Below are 16,237 nucleotides of genomic sequence, written 5' to 3'. Positions count from 1 at the left end.
GTAATGGATAGCTATGAAGAAGACTATTATTTTTAAAGAAAATGATCAATTTACAATTAAAGCTGATTTTTATGAAACAAACCGTCCCCAAGCCCCTGCTATTGTGTACATTCACGGAGGCGGTCTACTTTGGGGTGATCGAGAAGATCTATCCGAGGAAATGATACAACTTTACACTAATAATGGCTTTGCGCTATTTTCGATTGACTATAGATTAGCCCCTAGGTCCACCCTATCTGACATCCTTGAAGATGTCCAAGATAGCCTTCTTTGGTTAGAAAAGGAAGGACCAAAACAATTCTCCATTGACCCCTCGAGGATCGCTGTAGTGGGAAGCTCAGCAGGTGGTTTCCTTGCACTAAGCACAGGAATGTTTACCCATAAGCCACGTGCGATTGTCTCCTTCTATGGATATGGCGATATTAGCGCTCCATGGGCACTCGAACCAAGTAAATTCTATTGTGAAAAGGATATCGTCTCCATGGAGATTGCAAAAGGTACAGTGTCCGATCAAATCATTACGAGCGCAAGCGTTGACGAGCGTTTTCTTCTCTATTTATATGCAAGACAATCCGGTCGTTGGATCGAAGAAGTGACGGGCTTGAATCCTTCTCTACATAAGGAAGAAATCCTCAAATTCTGTCCTATTCATCATGTAACTAAGGAATTCCCCCCTACATTGTTACTGCACGGAACGAACGATGTAGATGTGCCGTATGAACAATCGGTATTCATGAGAGCTGCGCTAGTGAAAGAAGGAGTACCAGCAAAGCTTATTACTATTCCAAACGGAGAGCATGTATTTGAAAAAGATTTCGATAACCCTGTTGTGCAAAAAGCTCTTCATCAGGTGATTGATTTCCTTCAGCTTCATCTTGCTGAGTAGATCTGTAGAAGAACAGGAAAATCCGGCACTAAAATAGTGCCGGAAAATATAGGAGACCGCATGAATTATTTCTTGTTTAATTCGTGGAAATGCGTCCATAAATGATCGCAATCTTCTCTAGCTTCCACTTTAATCATATTAACAACACTCTCATCATGACCCACAAAATATTCGCGAAGGTGAATGTCAGAGAAGCCATGCTCTTTCGCATCATCTCTTGTGCTGCAATAATGAACTTCTTTAACACCTGACCAAATAATAGCGCCCATACACATTGGACAAGGTTCACAGGTGGCATAAATTACACAATCCGATAAGTCCATCGTGTCTAGCTTTTTGCAAGCTTCTCGGATAGCTACCATTTCCGCATGTGCGGAAGGATCCGTGTCTCTCATCATTGTATTGCTAACCGCTGCAATCACCTCATCGCCTCGGACAATCGTTGCACCAAACGGGCCTCCAAATTTCTTGTTCATACCCTCGATCGTTGCATCTACGGCCAATTTCATGTAATCCATTTCAAAATTCCTCCTCTAGTTTAATTGGGATGATTTTAGTGTTTTGCTAAAGATGGTGTATAGAACAAAAGAAACAATTAAGCCACTAAAGAAAGCAAAATCATTCATCCTAACTAGGAAGGGGATACCCTTAAGAAATGCACCTGACATAGGAAGGATGAAGCTGACTGCTAGAACAGCCATCGCAACAGGATTGTAACCATTCTTATATTCACCATTGCTGCCTGCTGGGACATAGATATTATCAAGATTTAATACTCTTTTCCGATGAATAAAGAAGCTTGAAAGCATAATGCCCGCAATTGGACCAAAGATGGACCCAATAAAGCTATAGAAGTAGAATAAGGTCGTTGTACTTTCTACAAGCTTCCATGGCAAAATCAAAGTTCCAACAACGGCTGTTAAGACACCTGCAGTCTTTACAGTGAATTTTTTCGGGAAAAGAGATGACATTTGCAAGCCAGCTGGCAATAGGTTTGCAAACACTACGAAGGCGATTGCTCCTACGTTTAGCGCTAGAATCAATACAACAACAGCGAAAGTGTTTTCAATTTTATCAATGGCATGAACGATATTGAAAATCGGTTCACCAAACGCAATTTCTGTACCCGCGATTAAGGCCACACAAGTGATAGCAAAAAGAATATAAGACAAGATAAACCCTACTGGCAATCCAATCATAGCCGCTTTTGGTGATTTCGCACGATGTGTGAAGTCCGACATATTCACAACAGGACCCGCCCAGTTAGATACCAATGCACTCACGCAAGCAATAAAGACTAATGGACTTGAGCTTGGGTTCGCTGGTACATACTCTAAAATCGGACCAAACCCTCCAGCAATCTTGATCGCCCAAACAGCAGCACCAATAATAAACACATACACTACTGGGGAAGACCAGTTACCGAACTTACCTAATGTTTTCATTCCACCTAAGAACAACAGAACCGTTGCTGTCCAAAGAATCGCATAGGAGATCATTGTCGGGAATGCTAACCCGAATAGTGTGAAGCCACCGCCTAAATCCATATAATTCGGAATAAATCTAGCAAATATAACATTTAATGATTCTGCACCAACAACGGTAGTGGTTCCAAAGAATACTAATCCGGCAACAAGTCCTCGTATCAATGCCGGTATAATTGCTCCTTTTACCCCAAATGAATCACGCAGCAACATCGCGAATGGCAGCCCATATTTGGAGGCAGAATATCCGTTTAAAGCATAAAATGCGGAGACAATAATGGCCGAAAGCATAACGGCAAAGAGCACCTGTGTTGTATCCAATCCTAAGACGAAGAAGCCTGCAACTGTCATATACGACATAATATTATGAACAGCACCCATCCAAAGGGTTATATAGTTGGACATTCCCCAGTCTCTTTGCTCAGGCTTCTTGGGCAATAACTCCTCACCGTAACCGTATGATTTGTACCTATCATAATTTTGTTCCAACTTTGCTTGATCCATATCTACACTTCCCCTCGCTTAAATTACTTCACGATATGAGTGCCTGCTTGTTCATTCATCGCATCCTTCAAGCTTTCCGGATTCGTAATAATAACTCGCGTTCCGCTTTTCTCTAAGAAGCTTAAACTCGCCTCGATTTTAGGCAGCATACTTCCTGCTGGGAAGTGATTTTCTAGCACATATTGTTTAGTCTCATCAACCGTCATTTTGGAAAGCTCTTTTTGATTCGGCTTACCATAGTTGATGCATACTCTAGACACTCCCGTTGTAATAATTAAGGTCTCCGCATGAATTTGTTCTGCTAAAAGACTCGTTGCAAAATCCTTATCGATGACTGCATCAACACCTTTGTACGTGTTATCATCAGACTTCACGACTGCGATACCTCCACCGCCTGCAGCGACAACGACAAAGCCCCCGTTGATTAATGACTTAATCGCGTCTTTCTCCACAATATCTATAGGTCTTGGGGATGGAACTACTCTACGGTATCCTCTGCCAGAGTCTTCTACAAAGCTCCATTCCGGATGTTCTTTTTTCATTTCTTCCGCTTGCTCTTTGGAAAAGAAGGATCCTACTGGTTTCGTTGGATTCTTGAAATTAGGGTCTTCTGAGCTTACTTCGACTTGTGTAATCACCGTAGCCACATTCTTGTGGATCCCTCTAACTGCAAATTCATTAATTAAAGCTTGTTGAATTAAATAACCGATTCCACCTTGTGTATCGGCTCCACAATTCACTAGTGGAACAGGAGACATGCCGGCAATTTCATGTGCAATCTCAGATCTTCTTAGTCCAAACCCTACCTGTGGTCCGTTACCATGAGTAACGACGACATTGTAGCCTTCTTGCACCATATCAACAATATTGACGACAACTTCTTTTACTGCTTCAGATTGGTCATGAATCGAATCTAGCCCATTTTCCTTGACCAATGAATTCCCGCCAATAGCAACGATTACAGTCTCTTTCATCTGATGCCTCCTATGTTGCAATTCTTATGCGCTAACCGAGTAACTCAAGAGATTGCTTTTTGTGTGAGTGGTATAACGGATTCGTTGGATCATTCTTAATTGCGTTCTCGATAGCCTCAATGGCCTCTTTATGCTTACCAAGCGATCTTAGACTGTTCGCCTTATGGAAGGAGAAGTCATATCTATTCGGCTGAAGCGCTAGCAGCTTATCCATCTCGATAACTGCTTCTTGGTGTCGCCCAAGTTCTCTTAAATAATTGGATTTGTGGTAGCGATAGAACGTTTCATTAGGTGCCAGCTCACAGGCTTTATCATATTCCTGAAGAGCTTCCTCCGGTTTTTTCCATAGTCTTAAACAGTTCGCTGTGTAGAAATAAAATTCTAAATTAGCAGAATCCATAGATAAAACGCTTTCATAGCATTGAAGTGCCTCTTCGTATCTCTTTAATTCCTGCAAGAAATAACCTTTATAATAGATGAAATCCAGGTTGTCAGCATCCACTTCTAGTGCTCTATTGATGACGGATATAGCTTCTTCATATTGATCGTTGTTAGCGAGAGCCTTTGCCTGCTTCACATATTCGTTATTTTCTTGGAAGCTTTGTTCTAGAATCTTCACGACTTTATGTTGACCGTTCTCTTCGGCACGTTGTAGGGATGAGAGCCCATCTCGATCAGGCAAATGCACATCTGCTCCTGCATGAACAAGCGCTTCAATAATGTCAGAATATAGTCGTCCGCCATTCCCCAATATGACTGCTTCAAGTAGGGCTGACCAGCCTAGGTCGTTGACATGATTCACTGGAACCCCAGCATCAATACACACTTCTACTGTTTTTAAATAGCCCTTTTCGCTCGATGGTAACAGCGCTGTACCTCCAAATCGATTCACGCTCTTCAAATCAGCTCCACCAGCAATCATGAGACGCAGGATTTCATAAAAGCCATTTGCTGCTGAGCAAATAAACGGTGAGAGTTGTGTAATATCTCTAGTGTTCACGTCACTTCCTGCTTCTATTAATCTTTTAGCAATCGCGATTTGATTGTTTTGAGTTGCCGCCATTAACGCTGTTCGCCCTGCAGCATCTTTATAATCAACACTGGCACCTTCGCCTAATAGTTTCTCAACAGAAGCCAGTTCTCCCTGTTCACTCGCCTCAATAAGTTTTGTATTCAAGGATAGACTATCCAAAATTGTTCACTCCTTCACAGCCTAGCACGAAGATGTTCGTCTAGTTCGAAATAAGAATGGTGGGCTAAGCAAGTTAGCCCTCTTCTTATTTAATATTTTCACTTAATGCAAGTAATGCTTGTTCAAATGCTTCGATTGGAGGGTTAACGATACCTGCACCAATCATTCCAATCCCCGCATCTTTATGTGCAATGGCTGTATTGATAATCGGCATAATTCCTGTTTGGATGACTTTTTGAATATCAATACCTGTTGGAATCCCTATAAAGTCAAGCATTGGAATCGTCACGTTAGGATTTTCAGTGGTTGTGATTTCTGCCATTTTTGTGGTGTAACTGATTGCATCATCAACGGTACCCCCCACAAGCGAAACAATAGCCGGTGCAGTTGCCATAGCAAATCCGCCAATTCCATAGGTCTCCGTAATCGCACTGTCACCAATATCAAGACCAGAATCCTCAGGTTTGTAACCAGCGAACATAGGACCAATTACTTGTTGTGCAGGACCTGTAAACCACACGTTTCCAGCGATTCCACTCACACGGATACCGAATTCCACTCCGTTACGAGCCATTGTGGTAACAATGGTACTATTCTCAATGCCATGCGCAGCATCAAGGGCACATTTACATAGCGCCATCCATGTCGGACCCGAGAAATAATCGCTGCTGCTAACGAATTCAAACACTTCTTTTTTCTGCTCAACAGTGAAATCGGTTTGGATAATATAAGGCGTTAGTGCTTGAATGAGCAGGGTTGTTCCAGCTACATTTCGGTTATGACACTCGTCCCCCATATGAAGGGCTTGTGAGAGCATTAGGCGCAAGTCAATCCCATTTGGATTAAGTTTCATCGCATCTCTTAAAATAGGACCCAATACATCTCGCATCCAAATCAAACGCTGGATAACACTCTCGTCATTAGCACCCATACGAAGGATTTTGGACATTTGTTCACTTAAATTTGTATAGGCAATATTTCCATAAGTTTTATTCTCAACAATATGCATAAACATGGAAGCCGATGTTACACCAGCCATGGAACCAACACAGTTATGTTCATGACATGGCGAGAAAATAATCTCTCCAGACGCGGCTAGTACAGCTGCTGCTTCAATATTGGGGGCAAGTCCTTCAAATACAATAGCCCCTGTTATCGCACCTTTCATCGGACCATTCATTCGTTCCCAAGTGATTGGCGGGCCAGCATGTAAAATCGTATTTTTCGTCATACCAGGAACCACATTGATCGCTTGGTCAAAGCCAATCAGTACCGGTTGCGAGTTAATAATTCGCTCAACAGCCTCTTTGTTAGCAGCTTCAATCTTATCTGTAACACTTGGGTCTTCAAGCTTATCCAGCGCAGCAATTAATTCTGGATTCCCTCTGCCTGGCGGCGTCCACTCCAAGTGAGTTACATTCGCGTTTTGTTTTAATAAATCATCTCTAAAGTTCGCAATGCCTACATTTATGACATTTAGTTTATTCGTAAAAAGTTCATTGATTTTACTCATGACTATTCTCCTTTCACAACGAATTCTCTTGCTAGTAGACCTGCGTTCTGACTGCTGCTAGCATGTGTAGCACCAGAAGCTAACAATTTATTTATTTGACCTTCAATATTTTGACTATCTAGCTCGGTTCCAAGAATGTATCCAATAATCTCTAGATGTCTTCCTTCATCTTCAGCGGCTTGCTTCGCTTCGATAATCGCTGGAAGCATTGCGCCTACAGGATCTTCGTGTGCTCCGAAGCCTAGAACAAAGTCCATCACAATAACACCGACAGAAGGATCTTTCGCTTCTTGAATAAATCTTTCAATCCGAGTGGATGGATCTATCATTGGATGTGGCTTACCTTGTGTAAATTGGTCGTCTCCGAAGTCAATAAAGGTATGATCTTGGCTTACTCTAACATCTTTTAAGCGATATTCAGGATCTCTCTGAATGTTACTGTAGACATTATCGAATTTCTCCATAGCAATGTGCATCGCTTCATCACAGAGCGTACCGCCACTAAATAGTCCACGGATATATTTTTGCTGAGGATTTAACTTCGCTCGTACTTCTTCAATAAGCGGAAGATTTAACGCACGTTTGTTAAGCTTCGATTCGTCTGCTCCAGCTAAAAGTACCGCTTTAAGTGCCGCTTCTTTTGACATTTTTGCAAAATGACCGCCAGCTTGGGTGACCTTTTCTTCATTCCCACCCACAAACCAAACCACGACTGGTTTCTTACATTGTTTAATTTGTGCAAGTACTTTCTCTTCTACACTTGGTGCTGGTGGTTTAGATACGAGAACAATAACCTTTGTTGCATCGTCCTCTTCTAACGCTTTAATTCCGGCCAGCATCATAATGCCGCCAACCTCTTCACTTAGATCTCTACCGCCTGTACCGATCAACTGTGTGATTCCACCGCCAAATTCATGAATACGAACCGTTACCTCTTGGCTACCTGTTCCTGATGCGCCAACGATCCCGATATTGCCTTTTCTCACGGCATTCGCAAAGCACAAAGCGACATTACCAATAATCGCAGTACCACAGTCTGGCCCCATCATTAGCAAGCCTTTTTCTTGGGCTAAAGTCTTTAATTCAATTTCATCTTCAATACTTACATTGTCGCTAAACAGCATGACGTGAAGATTATTTTCAAGAGCTTTTCTTGCTTCTCTAGGAGCGTAGCTCCCATTTACGGCAATAATCGCTAAGTTAGCTTCAGGAGTACCGTTTACAGCTGAGGTAATTGTTGAGTATTTAACCTCACTCTTTCCTTTAGAGGAATCTTTCTTTTTCGTTAACAAATCATTGATGCTTTCGAAAGCACCCTCACATAGTTCTTCAGAGGCAGCCTTCACAATAATCACTAAGTCACTTGTTTTGGCACTTTCTACTTCAGGTGTCATCAAGCCCACATTTCTAATGACCTCTTTATTCATTTCAGTACCCATTGCAATAATGGCTTGTTCTACGATTTCGATCTGATTCGCTTTTGTTGAGAGTGACATCAAAGATACGGAATCGATATAAGTGTTTGGTTTTACTAAAACTTGAACAGTCATACTTGTACCTCCCATTTACTTGTTCATTTCCAGCCCTGCAACAATTCCTAGAGCTATATCAGTACCCGAAGTGGACCCTATAGCCAGTACCCTATCTAAAGCCAATAGCAATTCCTCTTCGCTACCTCTAAATAAAGCTTCCATCAAGTCACTTATAGACTCTCTTACCTGGCCAACTGCTGCTTTAGCTAATGCCATATAGCTGATATCATTGGTTAAAGCCTTCGCATGTAAGACGACTTCTTCACAAAACGATTGGTGTGAAAAGTATTGATGATTCTCGATGCCCATGACGGTAAACAATCCCACCAAGAAATCATCACCGGCTGGCGTTAAGCCTGGTCCAAGGCCTATGAGCGAAGTTGCATGTGTGATTGCAGTAGAGATTCGCTTGTTTTGCAAATCCGATACAAGTAATTGCGTCCGTTCATGAAGCATTCTAGACATTTCATCGTCAAAAGGATTCCCGCTCTTGAAAGCCCTTTCAATTCTGCTGTTATTTCCGTGAAGTTTGATATATTGCTTCATGGTGGATACATTCATTATTAAGACATCAGCTTCAGAAGGATATTTAGGCAGTTTACAATTCCATTTCTTAACACCATTCATTGTGATAGACATCTTATTAGCAATTGATAAAACGGAATGATCCGAACTTACAATGTCATTCACCCTGATATCTGCTTCTTCAAAGTGTTCTAAGTCAATAATAAGTGTATTAGGAGCATTATCGATTCCCTTACACGCAATAGTATACAAATCTCCACGATCCAAACATTGAATATTGATTGTGCGATTAAACGTGCTATGAACAAAACCATGAAACTTATGATGAATGATTCGTTGAATAAATTCTCCATCACCGGATTTCGCAAATCTCACTAGAGTCACCTCTGTTTTAATTCCTTATATTTTCAAAAAGGTGATTGACCTCCTTTTCACTTCAACAGATGGATGAATGCATTGAATAATATGATTTGGTTACATCGTACAAAGACAACGACGAGCGTAACTACCTTACGCACTTAATATATAATATACTGGTAGGGATCGTCATCGTTTAAGCGAACCAAAAAGAGTGCATCCTATTTGTGCATGTTATACAAGCGAATGTGTTAAAAGTGTGTCTGAGGAGCGTGCCAAAAATTGCTAACCGTTAAAGACTTAATGAAGATCAAGGCTATAGAGGGAATAAAAATTGTTGCTGGAGAACAAGGCATTGATAAATCCATATCCATCGTTAACATTATTGAGAATCCTGACGCCTTTGACTGGCTTTCACCTAACGAACTACTCTTATCAACAGGCTACATCTTTAAAAATAATGCAGAACTACAAAATCGAATTATTAAGGAACTTGCGGAGCTGAACTGTTCAGGATTGGTTGTAAAAATGAAACGGTACTTTGACAAGCTTCCTCAGAACATGATTGATGAAGCCAATAAGTATGGGTTGCCCCTTTTAGAACTGCCCTTTGAATACACACTCTCTAACATGATCTCGATCATTAATGAGAAGGTTTCCGGAAGATATGATTTGCTCAATAGAAAGACTTTAGATATACATAACTTGTTCTTCAAAATCACCCTCGAAGGCGGTGGTATTGCCAAAATAACTTCCATGTTATCCGAAACGATTAGTAATCCTATTATTGTCGTAGACAAGAATTGGCGATTATTGCATCACACTGAACATGCTAAGAACAACAGTCCTCTTGAGTATTATCTTGATTTTTCAAATCGACAGCCTGTTTTTAATAAAGCGTTCATCGATACTATTCCTACCAATCTAAATGAAATGAAAAAGTCTATTAAGAGGACCTATCATTCAGAAGGTGCAGAAATAAAATGTCGAGTGATTCCTGTCGCTGCTTCTAACTATATTTATGGCTATATTGTGATTTGGCAGACAGTGCAAGAGCTATCAGAATTTGATTACATTATTTTGCAGCAAGCCTCCACCATCATGGCACTCGAGCTGATCAAAGCAAAGGAAATTAGCGAACTTGAAATAAGAATTAAGCAGGACTCCATTGATGATTTACTTTCGGGGAAAATATCATCCCATGAAGCGCTGCAAACCTTATGTTATTTACATGGATTAAATCCGGGCTATATGTATTACAGTATGGTGATAAATATTGAAATGAATGAAGCAGACAAGTTTGAAGATATGATTATCGGAAAGTACAAAATGGAGTCTATTGCAAAAAAATGTGTGGACATCATTTATGACTTGTCGCATAAAGCGATTGGAGAAATAAAGTGCTTTTATAGAAATAATAGAGTCATCATTCTAGTAGGGCAAAATGAAGAAAGACCTCCTGTTGCGATTAGTGATGCCAAGTTATATGCAAATGAACTGCTTGAGGTACTTATTGAAAGAACGAAGGAAACACTCTTAATAGGCATTGGTCAGCAATACAGTACAATCAGCTCGCTGCATAATAGCTTTTCTGAGGCGAACGAAATGATTAAATTGATGCAACAAAAAAACCTTCAAAACAAGGTCTCACATTTTGAAGATTATTCGGTTTACCATCTGTTGGAAGCTAATATCAAAGTCGTTGCCTTAGAAGAATTTTTTCGGAAGTGTCTAGGTAAAGTGTATGATCATGATCAATTACATGGTACAAGCTACATGTTAACTTTAGAAAATTACTTTATTAACAATCTGAATGTCACCGAAACTTCAAAGGCTATGTTTTTACACAGAAACACACTTATCTATCGCATTGAGAAAATAAAGGAAATCCTAAATCTGGACTTAAAGCATTCAGAAGAATTACTACGAATTCAAATAGCGCTAAAGATATTTAGTATTTTAAATAAAACGATTTAAAAAAACTCCCCATACAGCAGCAGGGTTCATTATTACACCTGTCTACTACATGGGGAGTCTTTTTATACATACTTATCTCGGCCAGACAACATTCCAAACGTTGTAACTACTCCAGAGATAACGATCAGTGTGATCAGTGGAATCGTCCACACTTGGGTCATATCGTATAAATAACCGATCAATATAGGTCCTATGGCTGCAAGCATATATCCCGTGGATTGAGCCATTCCAGATAATTCTGCAGCTTGATTTCCGTTTCGGGCACGAATTCCGATATAACTTAGCGCCAATGGGAAATTCCCTCCCAAAGCGATACCAATTAAGATAATACTTAGGATCATTATGGGGTAAGATGAGCCCATCCATAGGCCACCATAACCAACAATGGAGCACATGCCTAATGCGAATGCAATCCATACTTGAGAGCGTAGTCGTCCTGCAAGAATAGGAACAAGAAAACTAACAGGTACGCCAACAATTTGTGTGAAGGATAATAACCAGCCTGCTGTCCCCCTACTTATGCCATAGTTATATAAGATTTCAGGTAACCAAGACATCGTTATATAAAATAATGAAGACTGAAATCCCATGAATAGCGCTATTTTCCAAGCGAGTGGTGAACGCCAGATTTGCTTAGCACTGATCCTTACACTTTTCACTGCATTATATTTGGCTGGATTTAATCTAATTAGAAGGATCCATACCACGATCGCTATGATTGTCGGAATTCCCCATACGATTAAGGCTCCGTCCCACCCAAGCTTCAGACCATGGGCTAGAGGAATACTAATACCTGATGCTAACGATGCGAACAATCCCATTGAAGTGGAATAGATACTTGTCATTAGACCGAACTTTTGTGGGAATTTCTCCTTCACAACTACCGGCAATAGAACATTTCCGATGGCTATCCCTACTCCAATCAATAGCGTACCAAAGAAAATAAAGAGTGTCATTGAAATGGAACGAATGCAAATTCCGACCAAAAGAATAACCAAACCTAACAATAGCGTCTTCTCGTTCGATAAACGAGCAGCGATTCTAGGAACGAGAGACGACATAACGGCGAAGGATATCAAAGGTATACTCATTAATAAACCTGCACTCCAATGTGCAAGCCCCACATCTTCTTGAATAACGCCTACTAATGGACCTACCGATGTAATCGCAGGGCGTAAATTAAAGGCTACCAGAACAATCCCCGAAATAAGTAAAATGATATATAACGAATTCTTGTTGTCTTGTGTCTGTGGTGAATGCAAAAACTAAATCTCCCCTCAACTAATCAAATGCCAAATGATCTTCAGAATGTAGCATTAGTTATAACATATAAGAAAGTAGTTTAAAAGTATAAAAACAAACAGCGCGCACCGATTGAGTATCGGCACGCGCTGTATTTCTAAGCTAGATAAAGAGAAATATTTAATTGTTTGATTTTCTCAATCCACTCTTCTGATAAACCTCTATCGGTTACAATCGCATCAAAATCATTTAACGAAGCAAAGTAAGTGGATTTAACCATATCAAACTTAGAGGAATCAATCACTAAAATTTTCTCAAGAGCACAATTAATTGCCGCATTCTTTGTGTCCACTTCACAACTGTTCGTGCAAGTAATGCCTAATTTAGCATTAACTCCAGCAGCAGAAATAAATGCTTTTGTTGTTCGTGTTCTACTTATTAAATCCAACCCTTCTCTGCTTTCAAACATTTGAAGTTCTGGACGGTAATGACCACCAATAAGAATAAAATCCTTAAATCCTTTTTTATGAATCTCAATTAATGCGTTCATAGTACAGCAAACAATTTCCACAGAATGATTTGACGGAATATGTTCGATGATTTGAGCGGTTGTTGTACCAATATCAATAAAAATAATATCGTTAGGCTCGATTAGTGAAGCTGCTAACTTACCTATATTATATTTTTCTGATGCTCGATTATTTTTTTGAGTTGTCAAATCATATTCATCTTGTTTATTCTCATTAGGGTCAGAACCATTATAAATAACCGCACCTGAAACAACTTGAACGATTTTATTTTCTTTTAGATATTTAATATCTCGGCGAACAGTCATTTCTGTGACATCAAGTTGATGTGAAAGTTCTTTGATGGATGCGCCACTTTTATTTTTTAGGATTGATACAATTGTATTTACTCTCTCTTGCTTATCCATGCCGGTTCATCCTAACTACTAATAATAAAGTATAATTATCAGAATTATACCATATCTAATACCCCAATACTTCCTGCCCTTTTACAATTTTAACTATGGCACTAGTTCCTAAACGGTCTGCGCCCAAATCGATAAATGCTTTAGCATCATCCAAAGAGCGAATGCCTCCAGCTGCTTTAATCTTCACATTCTGACCTATGTTCTGTGCAAACAGGCTGACATCCTCTTTAGTTGCTCCAGCTTTTGAAAATCCAGTGGATGTTTTGATATAATCAGCACCAGCTTTTGTAACAAGCTCACATACTTTCACTTTTTCCTCTTGGGTGAGCAAACAGGTTTCAACAATAACCTTTAATACTCTACTTCCACATGCATTTTTAATGGCACGTATTTCGTCGCAAACTTCCTCATAACGTCCACTTTTTAAGAAGCCCACATTGATCACCATATCAATTTCCGATGCTCCATTTGTAATTGCATCCGTTGCTTCAAATACTTTAACGGCTTGTGTACTATAACCATTCGGAAATCCGATAACTGTACATATTGCTATTTTGCCTTCAACATAATTTGCAGCTTCTCTAACATAAGCACTTGGGATGCAAACACTGGCCGTCTGGTATTTCATCGCATCATCACATAAATTCTTTATATCATCCCATGTAGCAGTAACATCAAGGAGGGTATGATCTACTTTTCCTAATATATCTTTAACATCCATTCTGTTCACTTCTCCCTTAATAATTAATTATAAAACGTTTAAAATGTTAATATTCTAACAATTGTTATTGCACTACATGTAACTAGTTTTTCCATAGCCATTGAAGGTGAAGAACCGAGCTCTGGGTGCGTGCAACTGCAACTAATAAGTGCTCCTAATATGTATCGGTTTAAGTTGCAATTCCTCAGTTTCCGCTACAAATCAGGTTTTCCCCCAATAACTCACAGGAACAACTACTGTTCTGAATCACACTCCTCCTTCTAATAACTCCGTGATATTTCATTTGTTACATTACCAATATATATTGTTATATTAATAACATATGTTTGAATTATAACACAATTATGAATATAGTCAATTATAGTAAAGTTGAAGCCCTTATTCGTGTCATACACCAATACATAGGCAGGAGCATAGACTTTAGGTATCTGTTAATTAGAGGTATCTAAGGAGGTTAATAAGTGGGATATTTTTACTTCAGAAATCCGTACTATGTGTGCCCAGGTCGTAGTTTCCCCCCATTCCAACCAATGACTCCAGGTGGCATGCAATCAGGCGGACCCATGCCCATATATCCTGGAAGCGGCACCCAACTACCAGGAATGCAGACGCATTCTAGTGGTGGCCCAGTATTTGCATATCTAACCATCACTGATATTCAACCTTTCCTCGGAAAATGGGGCATTTTCACCTTAAGTAGTGGTCAAAAGGTTGTAGCCTATGTCAATACAGTTAATGCTGATTCAATTAGTGTGCTATTTGCAGATGGCAAAAGTGCTGTCATTGACGTAAAAATGATATCCATGGCTGAAGGGCCGTTTCCCACAATGCCAGCTACTCCTGGTAGTGGATCTGGCGGGGGACCTGGTAGTGGTTCTGGTAGTGGTTCTGGCAGCGGCCCTGGTAACTGCACTTGGAAAGAAATCCCCGGCCTTGGTTGGATTTGCATATAATAACTCACGATCCGTCTAAGGGATTTTTCCTTCCGACGGATTTTTTTGTATTGTTTTACTAGATTACTTGTTGATATACGAAAAGGCCGCCGGATGATTTCCGACGACCTCTATAACTTCTCTTCAGGTTAAGTTATGATGCTGAGTAATAACCCCTTCTTGAGTTTGCTGATCCAACTTATAGCATATCAAAGCAATCACACATGCTGATATCGCCAGGATGGAAGCAGCTATAGGTAGGGAGATTAATCCTCCATGCTGGGCAACCACTCCACCAATTGCGGATCCTCCTGCGATTCCCAGGTTAGACGCTACTGGATTCAACGATGCAGCAAGGTCCTTCGATCTTGGTGAATACTGCTTGGCCAAATCTATCAAATAGAGCTGGGCTGGTGCGCTAACAATACTCGACATTACGGCTAGCATCATTAGTACGATCATTCCTAGAATCGAGATCGATGCGGTCAAACTAAAGACGATATAGACCACAGCTTGGATAAGAAATACGAATCTAAGCTTACTTACCGCATTTCCGGTTGCAACCTTGCCTCCAATCCAGTTGCTGACAATCGTGGCAATCCCGTATACAAACAGTACGCCACTAACCGAGCTCTTAGGAATATTCATCACTTGCTCCAGCAATGGTGTAATGTACGTGTACATCACAAACACCGCTCCCACTGCCGTAACTGGAATGAGAAACGCAAGAATAATGCGTCCATTCGTGAGCAGTTCGATCTGATCCTTAAGTGAGCTAGGCACAGGCTTCGGTAGTTTGCGTGGAATATAGGCATAATTTAGCGCGATGGCAATTCCGGCTAATACCCCATTTAGTACAAATGCTGCAGGCCAGTTGAAATACTGCCCTACAAAAGTTCCGATCGGTACACCAAATACATTCGCAACAGCGAAACCGCTCAAAATTGTAGCGATCGCTTTGCCTCTTTTCTCCGGGTCCACCGCTTCATTCGCTACCGTAATGGCTACAGAAAGAACAAAACCACATAGTACGGCAGTAACTATTCTAGTCACTAGCAGCATACTGTAGGTTCCAGTTATAGCACTCCACAAATTCAGCAGCAGAATCAATACAAGCGATACAAGAATCGTAATCCGTTTCGGGATACGGCTGAACAAAGACATCATAATGGGTGTGCCAATGGCATAAGCGATCGCGAAACCAGATACCAAGCCCCCGGCTGTCGCTAACGTTACTCCGAGGCTCGAGGATATTTCCGAGAGTAATCCAACGATAATATACTCCGTCGTACCCAGAATAAACGCCATAAAAGTAAACGAGAAAATCAATGCGTTCTGTCGTGATGTTGTCATGGTGCTCTCCATCCTATTTGTCTCTATTTTTATAAGAACATACCTACTCATAATACTCATTTAGACTATATTGAGCAATCCTATTTTTCATAAAAAAAGAAGCTTCACACA

The 16,237-nt window shown here is 40.4% G+C and carries 14 protein-coding genes; 3 read left to right on the top strand and 11 right to left on the bottom strand.

The window, feature by feature from the left end:
- Positions 1-13: 13 nt before the first annotated feature.
- A complete protein-coding gene (locus MHI27_RS05340; RefSeq protein ID WP_339269127.1) occupies positions 14-886 on the top strand; it encodes an alpha/beta hydrolase in 873 nt (290 codons plus the stop codon).
- Between the two features lie 65 nt (positions 887-951).
- On the opposite strand, the gene MHI27_RS05335 is transcribed toward MHI27_RS05340, so the two are convergent.
- From MHI27_RS05335 to MHI27_RS05305, 7 genes are all read right to left on the bottom strand, one after another.
- Positions 952-1,404, bottom strand: coding sequence for a nucleoside deaminase (locus tag MHI27_RS05335; RefSeq protein WP_042124600.1), 453 nt, complete (start codon positions 1,402-1,404; stop codon positions 952-954).
- Positions 1,405-1,419: 15 nt separating this feature from the next.
- Positions 1,420-2,874 carry a cytosine permease gene (locus tag MHI27_RS05330; protein WP_042185326.1) on the bottom strand — a complete coding sequence of 485 codons (1,455 nt, stop codon included), beginning with the start codon at positions 2,872-2,874 and terminating at the stop codon, positions 1,420-1,422.
- Positions 2,875-2,897: 23 nt separating this feature from the next.
- A complete protein-coding gene (gene arcC / locus MHI27_RS05325) occupies positions 2,898-3,848 on the bottom strand; it encodes a carbamate kinase (RefSeq protein ID WP_405175764.1) in 951 nt (316 codons plus the stop codon).
- 31 nt (positions 3,849-3,879) lie between these two features.
- Positions 3,880-5,040: an ankyrin repeat domain-containing protein gene (locus MHI27_RS05320; RefSeq protein WP_405175763.1), complete on the bottom strand. Its 1,161-nt coding sequence runs from the start codon at positions 5,038-5,040 to the stop codon at positions 3,880-3,882.
- Positions 5,041-5,125: 85 nt separating this feature from the next.
- A complete protein-coding gene (locus tag MHI27_RS05315; RefSeq protein WP_076283957.1) occupies positions 5,126-6,553 on the bottom strand; it encodes a DUF1116 domain-containing protein in 1,428 nt (475 codons plus the stop codon).
- 2 nt (positions 6,554-6,555) lie between these two features.
- A complete protein-coding gene (gene fdrA, locus MHI27_RS05310; protein WP_076283956.1) occupies positions 6,556-8,103 on the bottom strand; it encodes an acyl-CoA synthetase FdrA in 1,548 nt (515 codons plus the stop codon).
- 15 nt (positions 8,104-8,118) lie between these two features.
- Positions 8,119-8,985, bottom strand: a complete 867-nt coding sequence (locus MHI27_RS05305; protein ID WP_405175762.1) for a DUF2877 domain-containing protein — start codon at positions 8,983-8,985, stop codon at positions 8,119-8,121.
- A gap of 264 nt (positions 8,986-9,249) precedes the next feature.
- Here MHI27_RS05305 and MHI27_RS05300 point away from each other — a divergent pair, with 264 nt between their 5' ends.
- On the top strand, positions 9,250-10,944 hold the full coding sequence (locus tag MHI27_RS05300; protein WP_405175761.1) for a PucR family transcriptional regulator: 1,695 nt from the start codon (positions 9,250-9,252) through the stop codon (positions 10,942-10,944).
- Positions 10,945-11,006: 62 nt separating this feature from the next.
- Here the strand turns inward: MHI27_RS05300 and MHI27_RS05295 are convergent, their stop codons facing one another.
- From MHI27_RS05295 to deoC, 3 genes are all read right to left on the bottom strand, one after another.
- The gene (locus MHI27_RS05295) at positions 11,007-12,206 is read right to left on the bottom strand and encodes a CynX/NimT family MFS transporter (RefSeq protein WP_405175760.1); all 1,200 of its coding nucleotides are present in this window, start codon (positions 12,204-12,206) and stop codon (positions 11,007-11,009) included.
- A 137-nt stretch (positions 12,207-12,343) separates the two neighbouring features.
- A complete protein-coding gene (locus MHI27_RS05290) occupies positions 12,344-13,120 on the bottom strand; it encodes a DeoR/GlpR family DNA-binding transcription regulator (protein ID WP_042185310.1) in 777 nt (258 codons plus the stop codon).
- Between the two features lie 55 nt (positions 13,121-13,175).
- Entirely contained in the window at positions 13,176-13,841 is a 666-nt protein-coding gene (deoC, locus tag MHI27_RS05285; protein WP_076283948.1) for a deoxyribose-phosphate aldolase, read from the bottom strand.
- Between the two features lie 461 nt (positions 13,842-14,302).
- Here deoC and MHI27_RS05280 point away from each other — a divergent pair, with 461 nt between their 5' ends.
- Positions 14,303-14,794, top strand: a complete 492-nt coding sequence (locus MHI27_RS05280) for a hypothetical protein (RefSeq protein ID WP_076283947.1) — start codon at positions 14,303-14,305, stop codon at positions 14,792-14,794.
- Positions 14,795-14,917: 123 nt separating this feature from the next.
- Here MHI27_RS05280 and MHI27_RS05275 read toward each other — a convergent pair whose 3' ends face one another.
- Complete coding sequence (locus tag MHI27_RS05275; RefSeq protein WP_405175759.1) at positions 14,918-16,126, bottom strand: MFS transporter; 1,209 nt, start codon at positions 16,124-16,126, stop codon at positions 14,918-14,920.
- Between the last annotated feature and the right edge of the window lie 111 nt (positions 16,127-16,237).

The sequence above is a fragment of the Paenibacillus sp. FSL H8-0261 genome (genome assembly GCF_045040645.1).
Lineage (GTDB): Bacteria > Bacillota > Bacilli > Paenibacillales > Paenibacillaceae > Paenibacillus_AQ.
Note: the sequence above shows the minus strand (reverse complement) of the source record. Positions and strands in the feature narration are given on the sequence as shown.

Coding starts and splice junctions, on each gene's coding strand:
- MHI27_RS05340 (WP_339269127.1), top strand. CDS start 14: ATGAAGAAGACTATTATTTTTAAAGAAAATGATCAATTTACAATTAAA.
- MHI27_RS05335 (WP_042124600.1), bottom strand. CDS start 1,404: ATGGATTACATGAAATTGGCCGTAGATGCAACGATCGAGGGTATGAAC.
- MHI27_RS05330 (WP_042185326.1), bottom strand. CDS start 2,874: ATGGATCAAGCAAAGTTGGAACAAAATTATGATAGGTACAAATCATAC.
- arcC (WP_405175764.1), bottom strand. CDS start 3,848: ATGAAAGAGACTGTAATCGTTGCTATTGGCGGGAATTCATTGGTCAAG.
- MHI27_RS05315 (WP_076283957.1), bottom strand. CDS start 6,553: ATGAGTAAAATCAATGAACTTTTTACGAATAAACTAAATGTCATAAAT.
- fdrA (WP_076283956.1), bottom strand. CDS start 8,103: ATGACTGTTCAAGTTTTAGTAAAACCAAACACTTATATCGATTCCGTA.
- MHI27_RS05290 (WP_042185310.1), bottom strand. CDS start 13,120: ATGGATAAGCAAGAGAGAGTAAATACAATTGTATCAATCCTAAAAAAT.
- deoC (WP_076283948.1), bottom strand. CDS start 13,841: ATGGATGTTAAAGATATATTAGGAAAAGTAGATCATACCCTCCTTGAT.
- MHI27_RS05275 (WP_405175759.1), bottom strand. CDS start 16,126: ATGACAACATCACGACAGAACGCATTGATTTTCTCGTTTACTTTTATG.